This window comes from Erythrobacter ramosus (assembly GCF_009828055.1).
Lineage (GTDB): Bacteria > Pseudomonadota > Alphaproteobacteria > Sphingomonadales > Sphingomonadaceae > Erythrobacter > Erythrobacter ramosus.
This window is the reverse complement of record NZ_WTYB01000001.1, coordinates 1,283,565-1,300,487: the sequence shown is the minus strand read 5'-3', so window position 1 is coordinate 1,300,487 and position 16,923 is coordinate 1,283,565. Positions and strand designations below refer to the sequence as shown.

Below are 16,923 nucleotides of genomic sequence, written 5' to 3'. Positions count from 1 at the left end.
TAACGCGCGTATGAACACGACCCTCAAGATCACCAAGATCGGCAATTCGGCTGCCGTGATCCTCACCAAAGAGGTGCTCGCACAGTTGCGCGCCGAAGTGGGCGATACGATCCATCTGACCCAGTCGCCCGAGGGATGGCATCTGACGCCCTATGATCCCGCCTTCGAAAAGCAGATGGCGCTGGCCGAACAAATCATGCGCGAAGATCGCGACATCCTCAAGGTTCTGGCCAAGTAAGCGAACCGTGCGATGACCGATTCCCGCGCCGAGCCAGTCTGGCTCGACAGCCGCATCGCCTTTGCTGTCCACGACCGCCAGCTTGCCGAACATGGCGGCGGGGTTGGCTTGCGCGATGCGGGTGCGCTGGAATCTGCGTTGGCCCGGCCGATCAATCGCTGGAATTACGGCGAGGATGACATGGTACAGCTCGCCGCCGCTTATGCCTTCGGCATTGCCCGCAATCACCCCTTCGTCGATGGTAACAAGCGGACCGCCTGGATCATGGCGCGCCTGTTTCTTATGGCCAACGCGGTTGAAATCGCTTTCGACAAGGTGGACGCAACCAATACCGTGATCGCCCTAGCCGCCGGAGAACTCTCCGAGGACGAACTCGCCGACTGGTTCGGGCAGCGGGTTGTGGCGGTGGGCTAGGCCGCCTCGTTCAACTCCACGTTGCCCTTGGCGGCAGGCTCATCAGGATCGCGTCGATATTGCCGCCGGTCTTCAACCCGAAGATCGTGCCGCGGTCGTAGACGAGATTGAATTCAGCATAGCGGCCGCGATATTCGAACATCTGCGCTTCGTCGGCGGCATCGAAGGGCGTGTTCATCCGCTTGCGCACGATCATCGGGTACACTGCGAGGAACTGCTTCCCGATATCCTTGATGAATTCGAAATTCGCTGCCCAGCCTGTGTCATCGGCGCATTCGAGATGGTCGGCGAATATCCCGCCGACGCCCCGGCCCACTTGCCGGTGGGGGATGTAGAAATACTCCTCCGCCCACTTGCTGTAGCGTTCGTAATAGGTGGGATTATGCGGATCGCAGGCGGCCTGCATCGCGGCGTGGAAGTCTGCCGTGTCTTCTGCGTAGGGGATCGGCGGGTTCAAATCCGCCCCGCCGCCGAACCACGCCTTGGTGGTGGTGAGGAAGCGGGTGTTCATGTGGACGGCGGGCACATGCGGGTTGGTCATGTGCGCTACAAGGCTGATGCCAGTGGCGACAAATCCCGGAGCATCCGCACTCGCCCCGTTGATCGAGCCGGCGAACTCCTTGGCAAAGGTGCCGCGCACGGTCGAGACATTCACCCCGACCTTTTCGAACACCTTGCCCTTCATCAATCCCATCACCCCGCCACCGGGATCGGGATTGCCGTCTTCCTCACGGTTCCACGGGGTGTATTGGAAGCTGGCGTCAGAGCCCGCCTCACGTTCGATCGCTTCAAATTCCGCGCAAATCTGGTCGCGCAGGCTTTCGAACCATACCTTCGCCTGCGCCGTCTTGTCGGACCAATCCATAAATTCCCGTTCACCCTGAGTGTGTCGAAGGGTTGCCCTTCTCCCGAGCCAACGGGTTAGCCAGAAAGGCAATGCTTCGACAAGCGCGGCATGAACGGTTTTTGTTGCGAATGGGGAGAAAGCCCGCAAAGGGAGGATCATGGTTCCCGCTATGTTCGCTCCCTTCCCCTTCGCCGGGCATGAAATGCTGCTGGGCCCGGCGCGCGCGCTCTATTGGCCGGCGGAACGCGCGCTGCTGGTCGCTGATCTGCATCTGGAGAAGGCCAGCTGGTTTGCGGCGCGGGGCCAGATGCTCCCGCCCTATGACAGCCGCGACACGCTGGAACGGCTGGCGGATGCGGTGCGGGTGACAGGCGCGCGGCGGGTCATAACGCTGGGCGATAACTTCCATGATGACGCGGGCGCTTTGCGGTTGGACGCGCATTGCACCGGAATGCTCGAGGCGCTGACCCGAGCGCTCGATTGGGTGTGGATCACCGGCAACCACGACGAACAATTGCCCATGGGCTTTGGCGGGACGATCCTGTCTGAGCTGCAAGTCGGCGGGATCACCCTGCGCCACGAAGCCCGCGCCGGGGAGACCGCGCCGGAGCTGTCGGGCCACTATCACCCCAAGCTGCGCGTAAATGTCCGCAATCGCCACATTGCCCGCCCTTGCGCGGTGATGGGGCGCAGCGCCACCGGGGCCGAGCGCATGATCCTCCCCGCTTTCGGCACGCTGACCGGTGGGATGGATGCTGGCGCGCCGGAGATCCTGAGCGCTCTCCAACCCGCACAGCGGATCGAAGCGCTGATGCCCGCGCGTGACCGGATCGCGCGGTTTCCGCTTTGGCAGGCGGCAGCGTAAGACTCTACCTAGCGCTCGCCCGCGTTTCGGACTAAGGAGCGCGCAGCAAGTAAGCCACCACAGGAGAACACCCCATATCACGTCCACCCCGGCGCTCGATGGCCCCGCCCGTAAAAAGCGGCCCTCGTTTTGATAACATGATCAATGTCCCCAAGGTCCGCGTCATCGATGACGAAGGCGAAAACCTAGGCGTGATGTTCACCCGCGAAGCGATTGAGCAGGCCAATGAAAAGGGCCTGAACCTCGTCGAAGTGTCCCCCAATGCGGACCCGCCGGTGTGCAAGTACCTTGATGTCGGCAAATTCCGCTTTGAAGCGCAGAAGAAGGCCAACCTGGCGCGCAAGACGCAAAAGACCCAGGACATCAAGGAAGTGAAGATGCGGCCGAACATCGACACGCATGATTATGACGTGAAGATGCGCAACGTCGCCAAGTTCATCGATCATGGCGACAAGGTGAAGATCACGCTGCGGTTCCGCGGCCGTGAAATGGCGCACCAGCACCTTGGGATGGACCTGCTCAAAAAGGTGCAGGACGACGTTGCCGAGATTGCCAAGGTTGAAGCTTTCCCGCGGCTGGAAGGCCGCCAGATGCTGATGGTGCTCGCGCCCAAATAAGCGCGCGCATTCAGACAAAGGCGAAGGGGGCGGATCGGTACGGTTCGCCCCTTTGTCGTTCAGGCGGGCCGACCAACACCTTGACGCGTCGACAAAATGCTGACGCCAGCCGATTGCGGGCAACACGACAAGCGCGATCAGTGCTATATGATCGCGACAGGGGCAGGCACGCGGCGGCCCGGTCCCGACCCCGCCTTGCCGCCTCTTGACCCCCACCAGGCCCCCACCGGGACGCCTGCTCTGACAGGACATTTCACGCCCATGCCGTTCCTGCCCATGCGCCTCGCCCGCCCTGCCCTGCTCGCCGGCGTTGCTTTCGCACTCGCCGTTCCGGCCCATGCCCAGACCCCGCTGAGCAATGAAGCGCTGGCGACCTTCGCGCCTTCGCAGAACCCGAACAACGACAAGATCGATTATTCGATCTGGGACGAGGCGATGAAGAACATCGTTATCTCTATGGGTCCGTCCCTGCGCGAAGGCGCCGGTCGCCCCGACCCGAGCTTCGGCACCCGCCGCCAATATGGTCATGTCTCGCGCTACCGGCTCGAAGGCACGCGGGTGATGTTCAGCTTCCTTGATGCCGACGTGATCGCCAGCTTCACCGAATATCGCAAGGATCTGGAAAAGACCGCCGATATCGTTGATATTCAATCACTTTCCCGCAACGAGCAGCTGGCATTCTGGATCAACCTCCATAATGTCGCAATGGTGGAACAGATCGCCAATGCCTGGCCGGTTCGCCAGCCGCGCGAGATCAAGGTGGGCGGCGTCCCGCTTGATGAAGCGCGCTTCATTACCGTGGAAGGCATCAAGCTGTCCCCGCGCGATATCCGCGAGCAGATCGTCTATCGCCACTGGAAAGACCCGGTGGTGATGTATGGCTTCTGGCGCGGTGAGATCGGCGGGCCTTCGCTCCAGAAAGAAGCATTCAATGCCGATAACGTGGCACGCCTGCTGGTGCGCGGCGCAGCCGACTTCGTGAACTCGCTGCGCGGGACGCAGGAAGGCGGCGGCAGGCTGCAAGTCTCCGAACATTACCGTGAGGCCGCCCCATTCTTCTTCCCCGATTTCGAGAAAGACCTGCGCGCCCACCTGACCCGCTTTGCTGATGAGAAGACCGTAGCCCTGCTCGCCAGTGCCAGCGGCGCCGATCCGGTCGTCAACGAGCGGGACATTGCCGATCTGGAAGGCGGCGTGCGCGAGCCGACCTATTCGAACATCACCTCGAACGGCCAATCCATCAGCTTCCGCATCCCCCAGAGCATGACCGCTCTGTTGCGCGAGCGTGAGGCCAAGTTCCAGGAGATCATCCGCCAAGGCCGCACCGGCACCGTGACCTTCAGCAATATCGACCTGCCCGGCGAGGCTGGTGAACCGGCCGAGGTCGAATAAGCGCGCGCGCCTCGTCAGAGTAACCGTCATTAGCAAAACCTCGCCGGGCGATTAGCTCGGCGAGGTTATTCGGTATGCGAAGCTGCATGAATTTGCATTCATGTGCGATTTATCAGCATGATATAGCTTGGCTTTCGGACGGGCTCGATTCCTCTTGTGGGAGAGACGACATGCTGCCGAGATTCATGATCGCGTTACTGGCCGGCTCGGCGCTGGCCATGCCTACCCTTGCTGCGGCGGAGACCCCGGAGACCCATCAGCGGTCCGACCGGAATGACCTTCACTTCGTGCCTGGCGTCGCAACCGCTGACTCACAGAACTCGCGCGCAGACGAGCGCTTGGCGATCTTCACCCCAACCAGCGACCCCATCCGCCACAAGATCGATTACGAGATCTGGGATCATGCGCTCAAGCACATCCTCATTTCGATGGGCCCCTCGACCCGGCAGGGCGCGCCGAGCCCTGTGCCCCCGCCGGGCACACGGCTGAAAAGCGGGCCGCAGTCGCGCTATCGGCTCGAAGGATCGCTCGTGTTGTTCCGGTTCTTCGACAGGCAGGTGATCGAGAGCTTCACCGAGTACCGCCAGGATCTGGAACGGGTGGTCGAAACCCAGGACATCTCGGCCCTGTCGCGCAACGAACAGCTGGCCTTCTGGCTCAACCTCCACAACGTCGCTATGATGGAGCAGATCGCCAAGGAATGGCCCGTGCGCGAACCGCGCGAGATCGCGATCGGCGGCCAGCCGCTCGACGAGGCGAAGTTCATCACCCTGCGCGGCATCCCGGTCTCACTGCGCGACATCCGCGAGAATATCGTCTTCCGCCACTGGAAGGATCCCAAGGTGATCTATGGCTTCTGGCGCGGCGAGATCGGGATGCCGCACCTGCAATCCTATGCCTTCACCGGGGCCAATGTCAGCTCGCTGCTGGATGTGGCCGCCGCCGATTTCATCAACTCGCTGCGCGGTACGCAGAAGATTTACGGCAAGCTGGCGGTGTCGGAACTCTATGCCGAGGTTTCGCCGTTCTACTTCCCTGATTTAGAGAAGGACCTGCGCGCGCATCTGGCCAACTATGCCGAGGAGCCCGTGGTGGAACTACTGGCGAAGACCGACCAGACGGTCGCAAGCATCCGGGAGGCTGATATTGCCGATCTCCACGGCGGGTCTCGCCCCACAAGCTATCAGCCGGTCGTGTCCGAGCAGGGCCTTGTCACTGATCGGCCGATCTGCACCGAGCGATTTGGTCAGGCCGCGTGTGATGTGTTGTTTGCCCGGTCGCTCAAGCTGCAACGCATGCAGCGCCGCGATCAGCCGACCTCCCGCGTGTTCTTCTCGAACATTGATCTGCCGGGCGACCCGCCGAACAAGAACGCTGTCGAGTGACCCGGCGCACCTGAAGCTTGCCGCGACCGGCGCCTTGCTGATAGGCCCCTGCGGCAAGGTCAGGGGAGATCGCCAAGCATGATAGCGCGCCGGATCGGCCTTATCCTCGGCCCGCTGGCGTTTGGCTTGACCGCTGTGCTCGCCCCGCCCAGCGGAATGCCGCCGGGGGCGTGGCTGGTGGCGGGTCTGGTCGTGTGGATGGCCGCCTGGTGGATGACCGAGGCGGTGCCGCTGAGCGTCACAGCGCTCCTGCCCTTTGTCGTGCTGCCGCTTGCCGGGGTGTCCAATGCGGAAAAGACCGCGAGCACCTATTACTCGCCGATCCTGTTCCTGCTGTTGGGCGGGGCCTTCATCGCGCTGGCGATTGAGCGCACCGGGCTGCACCGACGCCTGAGCCTTGCGATCCTGCGGATGGTGGGCACCAAAGGCGGCCCCGGCCGCTTGCTGCTGGCATTCATGATTGCCGCAGCGCTGCTGTCGATGTTCATCTCCAACACCTCGACCGCGCTGATCATGATGCCGATGGCGCTCGCGGTGCTGGAAGGCGGCGGGAGCGTGCGCGACGGGGACAAGCTCCCGCAGGATGGCATCGCGGGCGCTCTGCCGATGGGGATCGCTTTTGCCGCCAGCATCGGCGGGCTGGGCACCATCGTCGGCTCGCCCACCAATGCCATTGCGGTCGGCCTGCTGGGCGAGATCGCGGGTGTGCGGATCACCTTTGCGCAATGGGCGCTTTACGGGGTGCCGCTCGTGCTGCTGAGCATCCCGCTGGCCGCAGGGATCGTGGGGCGGGTCTTGCGGGTGGCCGATCACCCCTTCGATCTCACCGCCGCGCGCGCCTCGATCAATAGCCACGCGGCATGGACCCAGCCGGAGAAGCGGCTGGTGCCGCTGTTCGCCCTCACCTTCATCGCCTGGGTCACGCAACCGCTGGTCGCACCATTGCTGCCGTCCGGCTCCTGGACGGACGGAACGATCGCGGTGATCGCAGCGCTGGCGCTGTTCTTGCTGCCCGATGGCACCGGGCGTCCGCTGCTGGTGTGGAAGGAGGCCGAGCGCGCGCCGTGGAGCGTGATCTTCATGTTCGGCGGCGGGCTGGCGCTGGCGGGCGGGATGCAGGCTTCGGGCCTTGCAGACTGGATCGGGCAGGCACTGTTGCCGCTGGCCGGGTGGCCGCTGATACTGGTCGCGCTCACCGTGGTGGCACTGGTGATCGTGGTGACCGAGTTCGCGAGCAACGTCGCGACCGCCACCGGGATCATCCCTGTCGTCGCCGCGCTGGTGGTGGCGCTTGGGGCTGACCCGGTGCTGCTTGCCCTGCCAGCAGCGCTGGCGGCCAGCTGGGGCTTCATGCTGCCCGCTGGCACCGGGCCGAACGCCATCGCTTGGGCGACCGGCCGCATCCGCATCGAAGCAATGGTCAAGGCTGGCGCGCTGCTGGATGTGGCAGGCGTTGTGCTGATCGTCGGCGTGGTATGGGGCATTTCGGCGCTGACGTGACGGGGCGCTCGCATAAGGGAGACAGATGATGACCGACAGCCGCAAGCCGGTGTTCCTCGTGATCGGAGCCGGCGCCGGGATCGGCGGGAACGCCGCGATGCGCTTTGCCGGCGGGGGCTATCACGCGGTGCTCGCACGCCGGTCGGACGAGGAAGGCCTTGCGCGGCTGGTGGGTCAGATCGAAGCGGCGGGCGGCTCGGCCAGCGGTACGCTGCTCAACGCGGCCGAGGACGGGTCGATTGAGGAGCTGGTTGCCCGGGTCGAAGCCGACATCGGCCCGATCCACGCCGCGCTCTACAACCTCGGCGCGCAGATCGGGAACCGCGCGCTGGACCAGACCCCGCACCGCATCTTCGAGCTCGGCTGGCGGCTCGGCACCTATGGCGTCTTCCGCCTCGCCCATGCGCTGTTCCCGGCGATGGTGGAGCGCGCCAAGGCCGGAGCACACGGCACACTGCTGGTGACCTCGGCGACGGCGGCGGTGCGCGGCAATGCCGGGCAGCACAGCCATGCCGCCGCGATGGGCGGTCGGCGGATGCTGTGCCAGACCCTCAACGCGGAGTTCGCACGGCAAGGCGTGCACGTCGCCCATGTGATCGTCGACGGCCCGGTCGATGCGCCCGACACCCTCGGCAAGCTGCTGGGCGACAAGTACGAGGCGTTCAAACAGGGCAAGGGCCACGAGGGCGTAATCGACCCAGCCACTTTGGCGGAGACCTATTGGCACCTCGCCCACCAACCGCGCAATTGCTGGAGCCACGAAGTCGATGTGCGCCCGTGGACCGACACCCCGTGGTGGAACGACAACCCCGATCCGCAGATCGACTCCAAGGGCAAGGGGTTTGCGGGGCCGCGAACCGACTAGGCGATCAGCCCCGCCACTCGCGCCGTTCTTCGGCGGCGCGCAGGACTTCGTAGCTGGTCTGGATCAGCTGGAACTGCTTGGCCGCGTTGGCATCGCCGGGCTTAACGTCCGGGTGCACTTCCTTGGCGCGGTTGCGGTAGGCTTTCTTCACCGCGTTGAAATCAGCATCGGCCTCCAGCCCCAGCACCTCCAGCGCGCGCATCTCGTCTGCCGAGCGCGAGCCATCGCCCGATCCAGCCCAGCCGTAATGCGCCGATTCGGTATAGCCGGACGATTCCTGCCGCTCCGCGTTGGCGCGCTCTTCCTTCTCGGCTTTGTCGAGGCCTTCGAAGTAATCCCACTTGGAATTGTATTCCGCCGCGTGCTTCTGGCAGAAATACCACCGTTCAGGGCTGTTGGGGGCTTTGGGCGCGGGGCAATTGCCCGGCTCGTCGCAGCCGTGGCGGTCGCAGATGCGCACATTGGTGGCCTCTTGCGAGGAACCATAGGGCCTCCAGCGCGGGAAGCCCCAATCCATTGATCGGCGGGCGCGGGTCATGCGCGAATCCGGGGGGCGCGGGGCAGAATGTCGTTGGTCGATTGTCTCACGCGCTCAATCTAGGCGAGGTAGCCCGTAATGGGAAGGCGTGAGAAGCCGGGAACCGGTTGCAATGTGAAATGTTGCATCGCAATAGGACCGCAAGCGGCGCATGACCCGCCGCACTTGAAAGACCGCATGATGAGCCAGCAATTGACCCTTTCCAGCCTGTTCTGCGTGCTTGCGCTCGCAGGGCTGTGCGTGGTCACCGGTGCGCGCGATCTCACCAGCGGTGCCGTCGGTCCGAAAGTCGCCGAACAGGCCGAGCTTTCGCCCGGCCTGCTCCAAGGCTGATAATCAGTTGATGATGACGCTGGCGGCGCGGCGGTTCTGTGCCCACGCGCTTTCATTCGAAGCCAGTGCCACCGGGCGCTCCTTGCCGTAGCTCACCACTGAAATGCGGTTCGGTGCCACGCCGAGGCTGACGAGATAGGCCTTGGCCGCATCGGCCCGGCGTTCACCCAGCGCAAGGTTGTATTCGCGCGTCCCGCGCTCGTCAGCATGGCCTTCGATGGTGAAGGTGATCTGCGGATAGCGGGCGAAATACTGCGCCTGCGCCTGCAAAGCGGCAGCATCCTGTGAATCGACGTTATAGCGATCGGTGTCGAAGTAGATCGTGGTCGAAGAACCAACCGCCGCGGCGAAGTGCTGCTGCGTCCCGACCGCTGCGCCATCGGACGGCGGCATGGGCTGGGAGCCGGAGCCCGAGTTTTCGACCGGAGTTGGCGGAAGAGTCGCCGGCGCCTTCTTCGCGCAGCCGGCAAGGGCAGTGGCAGACGCCAGCAGCAGGATCGTTGCAATCTTGGTGTTCATCGCTTGTGTTCCTTTCATGTAAATAGTCAGGGGCGGATCGGGCCCCAGGCAGGGTCTGAAGCATCAACGGGGGTCGGAAGGCGGCGTTCGTTCTGGCCGGTCAGATCGACCTGCCAGATCCCTGAGCGCCCGGTGTTCCTTTCGGTGCGGAAGAACTGGATGATGCGGCCATTGGGGGCCCAGGTCGGGGCTTCGTCCTGCCAGCCGCGGGTCAGCACGCGCATCCCGCCGCCGCCGGTATTCATTACCGCGACGTTGAAATCGCCCGCGATCCGCGTGAAGGCAATCTGATCTCCGCGCGGGCTCCATTCGGGCGTGGCGCAGCGTCCGCCGAAGAAGCTGATGCGCTTCTGGTTCTTGCCGTCCGCATCCATGACATAGCATTGCTGGCTGCCCGAACGGTCGCTTTCGAACACGATCTTGGAGCCATCGGGAGAGAATGAGCCGCCGACGTCAATCCCCGGATTGTCGGTCAGCTTGACGCTCGCGCCGCCGGTGGCTGGCACGCGGTAGATGTCGGTATTCCCGGCAACTCCCATCGAATAGAGGATCGACTTGCCATCGGGTGACCAGCGCGGGGCGATGGTGGGGTTGCGGTTCTCGCTCACCAGCGTCTGCTTGCCGGTGCCGATGTCGTAGACATAGATGCGCGGATTGCCGTCGACATAGCTGAGATACAGGATCTTCGAATAGTCAGGCGAATAGCGCGGGGTCAGCGCGGTGGCGCTGCCCAGCGTCAGGAAACGGTGGTTGGCCCCGTCGCTGTCCATCACCGCAAGGCGCTTCACGCGGCGGTCCTTGGGACCTGTTTCAGCGATATAGGCGATGCGACTGTCGAAGAACGGGCTTTCGCCGGTGAGGCGGCTGAAGATGAGGTCAGAGCACTTGTGCGCAGCCCGCCGCCAGTCGCCGGGAGCGACCACCCAGCCCTCGCGCACCAGTTCATTCTGGAGCGCCACGTCATACAGGTAGCAACCGACCACCAGCCGCCCATCGTCACGCGCGCGGACGTAACCGTGGACCAGCATCTCGGCGCTGCGTCCGCTCCAGGTGCTGAAGGCAGGCGCGGTGATCTGGGTAAAGCTGGGCTGCGGCAGGCTGTCCGGGCCGACCGGCTTGAACAGGCCGTTGTTGCGTAGGTTGGCGGTGATCACGCGCGCCACCTCACGCCCCAGCGCGCCGGTTCCGGCCTCGTTGGCGGGGGTGGCGCGATCACGGTCAGTAGCGAAGGCGGGAATGGCGATGCCGATGTCCTGCCATGCGCTTTCATCGGTGACGGTGAAGGAGATGCCCTCCTCCGCCTGCGCCTGAGAGGCATCGGTAGCAGCGCGTTCGACCGGGCCATCCTCACCAATGGGTGCACCCAAATCCTGCGCCATGACGGACGCGGGGAATGCGGCGGTGACAAGCAAGGCGGCAAACTGAGCGAATTTCATCGTGATGTATTCCTGTCAAACCGAGCGCCCCGGACAGTCTTCCAGGCCTCGTAATACTCTTCGGGCAGATTGAACGGCGCGGCAAGCTGGACGGCGCGGATCGCGTTTTCAGCGTGGCGCGCGGCTTGTGCGCGGTTGGAGTCGTTGACGCCGCTTTGGCTGCGCAACCGCGGGCGGCCCTTGAGGGTCCCATCAGGATTGAGATCAAAATCGACCAATGTCACCAGCAGGTCGACATCCACCCCCTGCGGCGCTGTCCAGTGCGGTTTGACCTGCCGGGCGAGCGCCTGCCCGATGGACGCCTTGGCGGCAGCGCCAATCTGCGCGGCCGGTGCGCGGGTTTCCGTGGTTGTGGTTGAACTGCCCTTGCCCTCAAGGAAGTCGTCACCGATCCGGCTGCCCCCGCCGCTGTTGGCGGTACGGGTCGGCGCAGGGCTACTGGTTGGGCGCGGCGCGGGCGCTGAACTGGCGCGGGGTGCAGGCGTGCGGTCGGGGCGTGAACGGTCGCGCGAGGGGGCAAACTGGGTCGGAGTGGGGGTCGGACGCGCGGCGCGGGAGGGCTGCGGCCTCGGCTGCGGGGCAGGCGCGCGCTCCACCCGCTCGGGCGGGGCCGGTTGAGGCTCTGGCGCAGGAGCAGGCTCGGGTGAAAGCGTGGGCGCGATCGAGGCGCGGCTTTCAGCCACCGGATCGGGCGCGGCAGCCTCAAGCCCCACCTCGGTCGCTAGGCTCACCGTCATCCGCTCGGGGAAAACCGACACTTCGGTGCGCACCGTCTGCATCAGGAGCACAGCTACCAGCGCGCCGTGCAGCACGACGGCGGCGGCAAGGCCGACCTTTTCGTCATTCCGGAGCGCAATTTCACCCATCACCGCATCCCGACTATGGGGCCGAAACTGAACCGTCAGTGACTAACGAGATCGAAGTGAAGCCTGCCCGGCCCAACTCACCCATAACCTGCATCACCCGGCCATAGTCCAGACTACGATCCCCGCGCAGCACGATCAGCGGCTGCTCACTCCCACGATCCAGTGCCTCCAATGCGTCGGGAAGCCCTCCAGCGGCCACAGCTTCGTCCTCGATATAGATCACGCCTGCCCGGTCGATGGAAATAGTGATCTGCTCGGGCTGCTCTTCCACCGGCGCGGCGCGGCTTTCGGGAAGTTCGACCGGCACCCCGACGGCGGGGAGCGTGACCGTGACCATGAAGATGATCAACAGCACCAGCATCACGTCAACCAGCGGGGTGACGTTGATCTCGGCCATCGCGGCGCGGCGCGAGCGCTTGGCGCCCTTGCGGCGGGAGGATACGCCCATGCCCATCAGGCGCGGTCCAGCTCGCGGCTGAGGCCGGTGTGGAGCTTGTCGGCAAAGCGCTGAAGCACCGCCTCGTACCGATCAACCGCCCCGCCGAAGCGGTTATAGGCGATGACGGCGGGGATCGCGGCGAACAGGCCGATGGCGGTCGCAAACAGCGCTTCGGCGATACCGGGGGCAACGACTGCCAGCGAAGCGCTCTGCTGCGCGCCGATCTGGAAGAAGCTGTTCATGATCCCCCACACCGTGCCGAACAGGCCCACAAACGGCGCAACCGAGCCGACTGTGGCGAGGAAATTCAGCCGCCCGGCAAGCTCATCCGCTTCCTCGGCGATCTGGCTGTCCATCGCGGCGGCGATGCGCTGGCGGGTGGCGTCACGGTCAACCGGCTGCTTGGCGGTCGACTTGCGCCATTCGTCCAGCCCGGCGGCGGCGACCCGCGCGGCGGGCACTTCGTTTCTCACCTGCTTGGTGAGCAGCGCCTCCCGGTCACGCTGTTCCCAGAATTCCGCCTCATATGCGCGCGACTTCTTGCCGAGCGCGCCAATCCGCATCGAGAAGGAGACGATGATCGTCCACACCCACACGCTCGCCAACAGCAGGCCGACCATCACCGCCTGCACGATGATATCGGCCTGGAGGAACAGTTCGACCGGATCGAGCCGGGTCGGGGCAGTGGCAGCAGCAGCAGCGCTGAGCAGGGCAAGCGTCACGGGTTCGGGTTTCCTTGGTTCATGAAATTGGCAAAAGCCGCGCGCCATTCGGCGGGCTGGCGGCGGGGGCGGCCATCGAGGGTGATGAAGCCGACGCGCAGATGCGCCTCGCACAGCATCTCATCCCCCCGTCGCGCGATCTGGTGCATCCGGCACGACGCCGCACCAAGATCAGTGCAGCGGGTTTCGATCACCACATCGTCATCAAGCTTGGCCGGGCGCAGATATTTGAGGTTCACTTCGGACAGCGCATAGGCGCCCTCGCCGCCTTCGATTGCCGCGCGCTGATCGATCCCGAGCAGCCGCAGCAGATCGCTGCGCGCGCGTTCGAACCAGCGCAAGTAATTGGCATGGTAGGTGATCCCCGACAAATCGGTGTCCTCGTAATAGACCCGCACGGCATAGAGATGCCGCGCGCCGTCAAGGATGCCGCCAGGAGGGTTGGGAGAGATCATACCTGCCACCTAGCCGAGCGGGGAATCGCTGCAAAGGCTGCTGTTTGCGTTTTGTCGATGAACAGCGGTGTAACGGGGGCCGAGCGCCCTTACCGCCGCGCGATCATCGGACCCAGCGGCTCCCCACCAAAGATATGGACGTGCAGATGCGGCACTTCCTGCCCGCCATGCGCGCCGATATTGGCGAGGAGGCGGTAGCCGGGTTCGACCAGCCCCTTGGCCCGCGCCACTTCGCCCACGGCGCGGATGAAACCGCCGATTTCCGCGTCCGAAGCCTTGGCGCTGAAATCGTCCCAGCTGACATAGCGGCCCTTGGGGATCACCAGCGTATGCACTTCGGCCTGCGGGTTGATGTCCTCGAAAGCGAAGGCCCAGTCATCCTCGTAGACTTTGCGTGACGGGATTTCCCCGCGCAGGATGCGGGCGAAGATATTGTTGTCATCGTAAGGCAGGGTCGGGTCGATCGGCATTATTCGCTCCGTGCAGCTTTTTCGGCGAGGCCGGACACGCCCTCGCGCCGGTCGAGTTCGGCGAGCACCTGTTCGAGTGTCACGCCCTTTTCGGCGAGCAGCACCATGAGATGAAAGAGGAGATCGGCCGCCTCGCCCACCAGCTCGGCCTCGTCCCCGGCGAGCGCGGCAATAACCGCCTCGGTCGCCTCCTCGCCGAGCTTCTGGGCGATGGTCTTCAGCCCCTTAGCATGGAGTTTCGCCACGTAGCTTGTCTCAGGGGAAGCCTGAAGGCGCTGGGCGATGGTGGCTTCGAGGCGGGTGAGGGTGTCCATGGCGTGTGCCATAGGGGAGGCACGCGCGCACATAAAGCCCCTCCCCTTGCCCCACTCCGGGAATGAAAGGGTTTCACGCAGAGGCGCAGAGGAAGCAGAGGCGCAGAGAGGTCGCGCTGGCGGCGAAGCCGCAGATTATTTCACGCGAAGACGCGAAGATGTCGCGCTATGCCGCAGCGCGGACTGCTCTCTTCGCGTCTTCGCGTGAAACAGGAAGGCCGCTGGCGCGGCTGGCGCAGTTCACCCCCGCGCCGGAAGCCCCGCTGCGCGCAACGCCGCGTGCGCCTCGGCGATGGTGTGCGTGCCGAAGTGGAAGATGCTCGCAGCGAGCACCGCGCTGGCATGGCCCTTGGTTACGCCATCCACCAGATGGTCGAGGCTCCCCACCCCGCCGCTGGCGATCACCGGCACGCTGACGGCATCGGCAATCTCGCAGGTCAAAGCGAGGTCATAGCCGCGCTGCGTCCCGTCCCCGTCCATCGAAGTGACGAGCAATTCGCCCGCGCCCAGATCGGCGACCTTCAGCGCATATTCGACCGCGTCGATGCCGGTGGGCTTGCGCCCGCCATGGGTGAAGATTTCCCAGTTCCCGCGCGGCGTGCGGCGCGCATCGACACTGGCGACCACGCACTGGCTGCCGAACTTCGCGGCAATCTCGCCCACCAGCTCAGGCCGGGCGACAGCGGCGCTGTTCACCGCAACCTTGTCTGCCCCCGCCAGCAGCAGTGCACGCGCATCATCGGCAGAGCGCACGCCGCCGCCCACCGTCAGCGGCATGAAGCACACCTCTGCCGTCCTGCGCACCATATCGAGCAACGTCCCGCGCCCTTCGTGGCTGGCGGAAATGTCGAGAAAGCACAGTTCGTCCGCCCCTGCCGCGTCATAGGCGCGCGCCTGTTCGACCGGATCGCCCGCGTCCTTGAGGTCGACGAAGTTCACGCCCTTCACCACGCGGCCATTGGCGACGTCGAGGCAAGGGATCACCCGGATACGAACGGTCATCGGGCGGGGCTCAGAGTGACGGTCATTTCAGGCTCCTTGGGCAGGCAATGCTCGCCAACGCAGGTCGGCTCGCCGCGCCATGTGTGGACCGCGACCGGCCACAGGAAACTCAGGAAGAACGCCCCCGCCATGCCGTAGACCAACCCGTTCTTGCCATAGCGCGGGGCGAGAAACTGGTCGGCGGCGAGTGCAAACCCCATGAAGACAATGATATTGATGAGCGCAATCTCGACCGTGCCAATTGTCACCCCCGCAAGGAAGGTGAGGCACAAGAAGAGAAAGCCCATCAGGCGCATTTCTACGCCCGTGCGCCCATCGCGATGGCCGCCGCCAGATCGAGCCGCCCTTCATACAGCGCCCGCCCGGTGATGACCCCCTCGATCCCCTCATGCGCGTGGAGCGCAAGGATGTGGATGTCGTCCAGCCCCTTCACTCCGCCGCTGGCGATCACCGGGATGTCCACGCGGCGCGCCAGATCGACGGTCGCCTCGATGTTCACGCCCTTCAGCAACCCGTCGCGGCCAATGTCAGTGAACAAAAGCGAGGCGACGCCTGCATCCTCGAACCGGCGGGCAAGGTCAGTGACGGGAACGTCGGAGACTTCCGCCCAGCCTTCAGTCGCGACCATGCCGTCTTTCGCGTCCACCGCGACGACGATGCCGCCTTCCCATTCGCGCGCCATGTCCTTGACGAACTCGGGGTTCTTGAGCGCGGCGGAACCCATCACCACCCGCGCGACACCGAGATTGAACCACCCCTCGACCGCCGCCGCATCGCGGATACCGCCGCCCAGTTGCACATAGCCGGGGAAGGCTTCGATAATCGCTTCCACCGCCGCGCGGTTGCGGCTTTCGCCCGCGAAGCTGCCGTCGAGGTCGACCACATGGAGATGCTCGGCTCCCGCATCGGCGAAGATCATCGCCTGCGCAGCCGGATCATCGCCGTAGATCGTGGCCCGCTCCATGTCGCCTTCGGACAGGCGCACGACCTGACCGTTCTTGAGGTCGATTGCTGGGAAGACGATCACGGATACCACTCCAGAAAGCGCCGGAGCGTCGCCAGCCCGTAGGCTTGGCTCTTTTCCGGGTGAAACTGCACGCCGATAATGTTGTCGCGGGCGACGGCGGCGACCAGCCCCTCGCCGTGATCGGTCATGGCGGCGACATCATGCGGGTTGTCGGCGGCGAAGTGGTAGGAGTGGAGGAAATAGGCCTCGCCCTCCTCGATCACCGCAGACCCTCGCGCGTGGGGCAGCAGGGCGACATCGTTCCAGCCCATGTGCGGCACTTTGATCGCCGCATCGGACGGCTGGATCAGCCGCACCTCGCCCGGCACCCAGCCGAGGCCGGGGGTTTCGCCGTGTTCCAGCCCTCTGTCAGCCAGCAATTGCATTCCGACGCAAATGCCAAGGAACGGCGCGCCGCCCACGTGAACACGCTCGGTCATGGCTTCGACCATGTGCGGGATCGCCCGCAGGCCTTCAGCACAGGCCTTGAAGCTGCCCACGCCGGGCAGAACAATCCGGTCCGCCGCGCGCACCACATAGGGATCGGCGGTAACGGTTACCTCTGCCCCGGCCGCCCTCAAGGCATTGTGCACCGAGTGAAGGTTGCCCGCGCCGTAATCCACGAGCGCGACAACTTCAGGCATTTTCGCGTTCCGCACGCCCATCCGGGCGCGCGGTCCTCGCTATACGCGCGGCAAAG

23 protein-coding genes are annotated in these 16,923 nt (G+C 64.7%); 9 read left to right on the top strand and 14 right to left on the bottom strand.

Translation table 11 applies throughout. The features are described from left to right. Nucleotides 1–10: 10 nt before the first annotated feature. Complete coding sequence (locus tag GRI59_RS06510; protein WP_160760327.1) at nucleotides 11–238, top strand: AbrB/MazE/SpoVT family DNA-binding domain-containing protein; 228 nt, start codon at nucleotides 11–13, stop codon at nucleotides 236–238. A 12-nt stretch (nucleotides 239–250) separates the two neighbouring features. Then, entirely contained in the window at nucleotides 251–652 is a 402-nt protein-coding gene (locus GRI59_RS06505; protein ID WP_160760326.1) for a type II toxin-antitoxin system death-on-curing family toxin, read from the top strand. A 10-nt stretch (nucleotides 653–662) separates the two neighbouring features. On the opposite strand, the gene hemF is transcribed toward GRI59_RS06505, so the two are convergent. Beyond that, nucleotides 663–1,517, bottom strand: a complete 855-nt coding sequence (gene hemF / locus GRI59_RS06500) for an oxygen-dependent coproporphyrinogen oxidase (RefSeq protein WP_160760325.1) — start codon at nucleotides 1,515–1,517, stop codon at nucleotides 663–665. Nucleotides 1,518–1,656: 139 nt separating this feature from the next. Here hemF and pdeM point away from each other — a divergent pair, with 139 nt between their 5' ends. The 6 genes from pdeM to GRI59_RS06470 all read left to right on the top strand — a co-directional run bounded on the left by pdeM (nucleotide 1,657) and on the right by GRI59_RS06470 (nucleotide 8,123). Beyond that, nucleotides 1,657–2,364 carry a ligase-associated DNA damage response endonuclease PdeM gene (gene pdeM, locus GRI59_RS06495; RefSeq protein WP_419866788.1) on the top strand — a complete coding sequence of 236 codons (708 nt, stop codon included), beginning with the start codon at nucleotides 1,657–1,659 and terminating at the stop codon, nucleotides 2,362–2,364. Nucleotides 2,365–2,462: 98 nt separating this feature from the next. After that, nucleotides 2,463–2,981: a translation initiation factor IF-3 gene (gene infC / locus GRI59_RS06490; RefSeq protein ID WP_160760324.1), complete on the top strand. Its 519-nt coding sequence runs from the start codon at nucleotides 2,463–2,465 to the stop codon at nucleotides 2,979–2,981. Between the two features lie 261 nt (nucleotides 2,982–3,242). After that, nucleotides 3,243–4,373 (top strand): DUF547 domain-containing protein, encoded by a 1,131-nt coding sequence (locus GRI59_RS06485; protein WP_237440678.1) that lies wholly within the window; start codon nucleotides 3,243–3,245, stop codon nucleotides 4,371–4,373. Between the two features lie 170 nt (nucleotides 4,374–4,543). Beyond that, nucleotides 4,544–5,758, top strand: a complete 1,215-nt coding sequence (locus GRI59_RS06480) for a DUF547 domain-containing protein (protein ID WP_237440677.1) — start codon at nucleotides 4,544–4,546, stop codon at nucleotides 5,756–5,758. Between the two features lie 78 nt (nucleotides 5,759–5,836). Beyond that, the gene (locus tag GRI59_RS06475) at nucleotides 5,837–7,258 is read left to right on the top strand and encodes an SLC13 family permease (RefSeq protein WP_160760323.1); all 1,422 of its coding nucleotides are present in this window, start codon (nucleotides 5,837–5,839) and stop codon (nucleotides 7,256–7,258) included. A 25-nt stretch (nucleotides 7,259–7,283) separates the two neighbouring features. After that, nucleotides 7,284–8,123 (top strand): SDR family NAD(P)-dependent oxidoreductase, encoded by an 840-nt coding sequence (locus GRI59_RS06470; RefSeq protein ID WP_237440676.1) that lies wholly within the window; start codon nucleotides 7,284–7,286, stop codon nucleotides 8,121–8,123. Nucleotides 8,124–8,127: 4 nt separating this feature from the next. Here GRI59_RS06470 and GRI59_RS06465 read toward each other — a convergent pair whose 3' ends face one another. After that, complete coding sequence (locus GRI59_RS06465) at nucleotides 8,128–8,661, bottom strand: J domain-containing protein (RefSeq protein ID WP_160760322.1); 534 nt, start codon at nucleotides 8,659–8,661, stop codon at nucleotides 8,128–8,130. Nucleotides 8,662–8,826: 165 nt separating this feature from the next. Here GRI59_RS06465 and GRI59_RS06460 point away from each other — a divergent pair, with 165 nt between their 5' ends. Continuing rightward, nucleotides 8,827–8,994 carry a hypothetical protein gene (locus GRI59_RS06460; RefSeq protein WP_160760321.1) on the top strand — a complete coding sequence of 56 codons (168 nt, stop codon included), beginning with the start codon at nucleotides 8,827–8,829 and terminating at the stop codon, nucleotides 8,992–8,994. Between the two features lie 3 nt (nucleotides 8,995–8,997). Here GRI59_RS06460 and pal read toward each other — a convergent pair whose 3' ends face one another. From pal to hisH, 12 genes are all read right to left on the bottom strand, one after another. Then, nucleotides 8,998–9,513, bottom strand: a complete 516-nt coding sequence (pal, locus tag GRI59_RS06455) for a peptidoglycan-associated lipoprotein Pal (RefSeq protein ID WP_183363497.1) — start codon at nucleotides 9,511–9,513, stop codon at nucleotides 8,998–9,000. Nucleotides 9,514–9,539: 26 nt separating this feature from the next. After that, nucleotides 9,540–10,949 carry a Tol-Pal system beta propeller repeat protein TolB gene (gene tolB / locus GRI59_RS06450; RefSeq protein WP_160760320.1) on the bottom strand — a complete coding sequence of 470 codons (1,410 nt, stop codon included), beginning with the start codon at nucleotides 10,947–10,949 and terminating at the stop codon, nucleotides 9,540–9,542. Further along, complete coding sequence (locus tag GRI59_RS06445; RefSeq protein WP_160760319.1) at nucleotides 10,946–11,815, bottom strand: TonB C-terminal domain-containing protein; 870 nt, start codon at nucleotides 11,813–11,815, stop codon at nucleotides 10,946–10,948. The genes tolB and GRI59_RS06445 overlap by 4 nt, the downstream gene beginning before the upstream one ends. A gap of 13 nt (nucleotides 11,816–11,828) precedes the next feature. Then, nucleotides 11,829–12,269, bottom strand: a complete 441-nt coding sequence (locus tag GRI59_RS06440) for an ExbD/TolR family protein (RefSeq protein WP_160760318.1) — start codon at nucleotides 12,267–12,269, stop codon at nucleotides 11,829–11,831. Next, nucleotides 12,269–12,976 carry a protein TolQ gene (gene tolQ, locus GRI59_RS06435; protein ID WP_160760317.1) on the bottom strand — a complete coding sequence of 236 codons (708 nt, stop codon included), beginning with the start codon at nucleotides 12,974–12,976 and terminating at the stop codon, nucleotides 12,269–12,271. The genes GRI59_RS06440 and tolQ overlap by 1 nt, the downstream gene beginning before the upstream one ends. Next, nucleotides 12,973–13,431: a YbgC/FadM family acyl-CoA thioesterase gene (locus GRI59_RS06430; protein ID WP_160760316.1), complete on the bottom strand. Its 459-nt coding sequence runs from the start codon at nucleotides 13,429–13,431 to the stop codon at nucleotides 12,973–12,975. The genes tolQ and GRI59_RS06430 overlap by 4 nt, the downstream gene beginning before the upstream one ends. Before the next feature lie 89 nt (nucleotides 13,432–13,520). Next, entirely contained in the window at nucleotides 13,521–13,901 is a 381-nt protein-coding gene (locus GRI59_RS06425; RefSeq protein ID WP_160760315.1) for a histidine triad nucleotide-binding protein, read from the bottom strand. Further along, on the bottom strand, nucleotides 13,901–14,215 hold the full coding sequence (locus tag GRI59_RS06420; RefSeq protein WP_183363498.1) for a phosphoribosyl-ATP diphosphatase: 315 nt from the start codon (nucleotides 14,213–14,215) through the stop codon (nucleotides 13,901–13,903). Before GRI59_RS06420 ends, GRI59_RS06425 begins: the two co-directional genes overlap by 1 nt. Before the next feature lie 240 nt (nucleotides 14,216–14,455). After that, nucleotides 14,456–15,217 carry an imidazole glycerol phosphate synthase subunit HisF gene (hisF, locus tag GRI59_RS06415; protein ID WP_160760313.1) on the bottom strand — a complete coding sequence of 254 codons (762 nt, stop codon included), beginning with the start codon at nucleotides 15,215–15,217 and terminating at the stop codon, nucleotides 14,456–14,458. Continuing rightward, complete coding sequence (locus GRI59_RS06410) at nucleotides 15,214–15,504, bottom strand: hypothetical protein (protein WP_160760312.1); 291 nt, start codon at nucleotides 15,502–15,504, stop codon at nucleotides 15,214–15,216. Before GRI59_RS06410 ends, hisF begins: the two co-directional genes overlap by 4 nt. A gap of 11 nt (nucleotides 15,505–15,515) precedes the next feature. Then, entirely contained in the window at nucleotides 15,516–16,244 is a 729-nt protein-coding gene (gene hisA / locus GRI59_RS06405; protein WP_160760311.1) for a 1-(5-phosphoribosyl)-5-[(5-phosphoribosylamino)methylideneamino]imidazole-4-carboxamide isomerase, read from the bottom strand. After that, on the bottom strand, nucleotides 16,241–16,867 hold the full coding sequence (hisH, locus tag GRI59_RS06400) for an imidazole glycerol phosphate synthase subunit HisH (RefSeq protein ID WP_160760310.1): 627 nt from the start codon (nucleotides 16,865–16,867) through the stop codon (nucleotides 16,241–16,243). Before hisH ends, hisA begins: the two co-directional genes overlap by 4 nt. Nucleotides 16,868–16,923: the final 56 nt, after the last annotated feature.

Excerpts from the sequence above, each read along its gene's own strand:
- GRI59_RS06505 (WP_160760326.1), top strand. The coding sequence starts at position 251 with ATGACCGATTCCCGCGCCGAGCCAGTCTGGCTCGACAGCCGCATCGCC.
- pal (WP_183363497.1), bottom strand. The coding sequence starts at position 9,513 with ATGAACACCAAGATTGCAACGATCCTGCTGCTGGCGTCTGCCACTGCC.
- pdeM (WP_419866788.1), top strand. The coding sequence starts at position 1,657 with ATGGTTCCCGCTATGTTCGCTCCCTTCCCCTTCGCCGGGCATGAAATG.
- infC (WP_160760324.1), top strand. The coding sequence starts at position 2,463 with ATGGCCCCGCCCGTAAAAAGCGGCCCTCGTTTTGATAACATGATCAAT.
- GRI59_RS06425 (WP_160760315.1), bottom strand. The coding sequence starts at position 13,901 with ATGCCGATCGACCCGACCCTGCCTTACGATGACAACAATATCTTCGCC.
- tolB (WP_160760320.1), bottom strand. The coding sequence starts at position 10,949 with ATGAAATTCGCTCAGTTTGCCGCCTTGCTTGTCACCGCCGCATTCCCC.
- GRI59_RS06480 (WP_237440677.1), top strand. The coding sequence starts at position 4,544 with ATGCTGCCGAGATTCATGATCGCGTTACTGGCCGGCTCGGCGCTGGCC.
- hisH (WP_160760310.1), bottom strand. The coding sequence starts at position 16,867 with ATGCCTGAAGTTGTCGCGCTCGTGGATTACGGCGCGGGCAACCTTCAC.
- GRI59_RS06465 (WP_160760322.1), bottom strand. The coding sequence starts at position 8,661 with ATGACCCGCGCCCGCCGATCAATGGATTGGGGCTTCCCGCGCTGGAGG.
- hisF (WP_160760313.1), bottom strand. The coding sequence starts at position 15,217 with ATGACCGTTCGTATCCGGGTGATCCCTTGCCTCGACGTCGCCAATGGC.
- GRI59_RS06410 (WP_160760312.1), bottom strand. The coding sequence starts at position 15,504 with ATGGGCTTTCTCTTCTTGTGCCTCACCTTCCTTGCGGGGGTGACAATT.
- GRI59_RS06485 (WP_237440678.1), top strand. The coding sequence starts at position 3,243 with ATGCCGTTCCTGCCCATGCGCCTCGCCCGCCCTGCCCTGCTCGCCGGC.
- GRI59_RS06445 (WP_160760319.1), bottom strand. The coding sequence starts at position 11,815 with ATGGGTGAAATTGCGCTCCGGAATGACGAAAAGGTCGGCCTTGCCGCC.
- GRI59_RS06440 (WP_160760318.1), bottom strand. The coding sequence starts at position 12,269 with ATGGGCATGGGCGTATCCTCCCGCCGCAAGGGCGCCAAGCGCTCGCGC.
- GRI59_RS06470 (WP_237440676.1), top strand. The coding sequence starts at position 7,284 with ATGATGACCGACAGCCGCAAGCCGGTGTTCCTCGTGATCGGAGCCGGC.
- hemF (WP_160760325.1), bottom strand. The coding sequence starts at position 1,517 with ATGGATTGGTCCGACAAGACGGCGCAGGCGAAGGTATGGTTCGAAAGC.
- GRI59_RS06510 (WP_160760327.1), top strand. The coding sequence starts at position 11 with ATGAACACGACCCTCAAGATCACCAAGATCGGCAATTCGGCTGCCGTG.
- GRI59_RS06430 (WP_160760316.1), bottom strand. The coding sequence starts at position 13,431 with ATGATCTCTCCCAACCCTCCTGGCGGCATCCTTGACGGCGCGCGGCAT.
- GRI59_RS06420 (WP_183363498.1), bottom strand. The coding sequence starts at position 14,215 with ATGGACACCCTCACCCGCCTCGAAGCCACCATCGCCCAGCGCCTTCAG.
- GRI59_RS06475 (WP_160760323.1), top strand. The coding sequence starts at position 5,837 with ATGATAGCGCGCCGGATCGGCCTTATCCTCGGCCCGCTGGCGTTTGGC.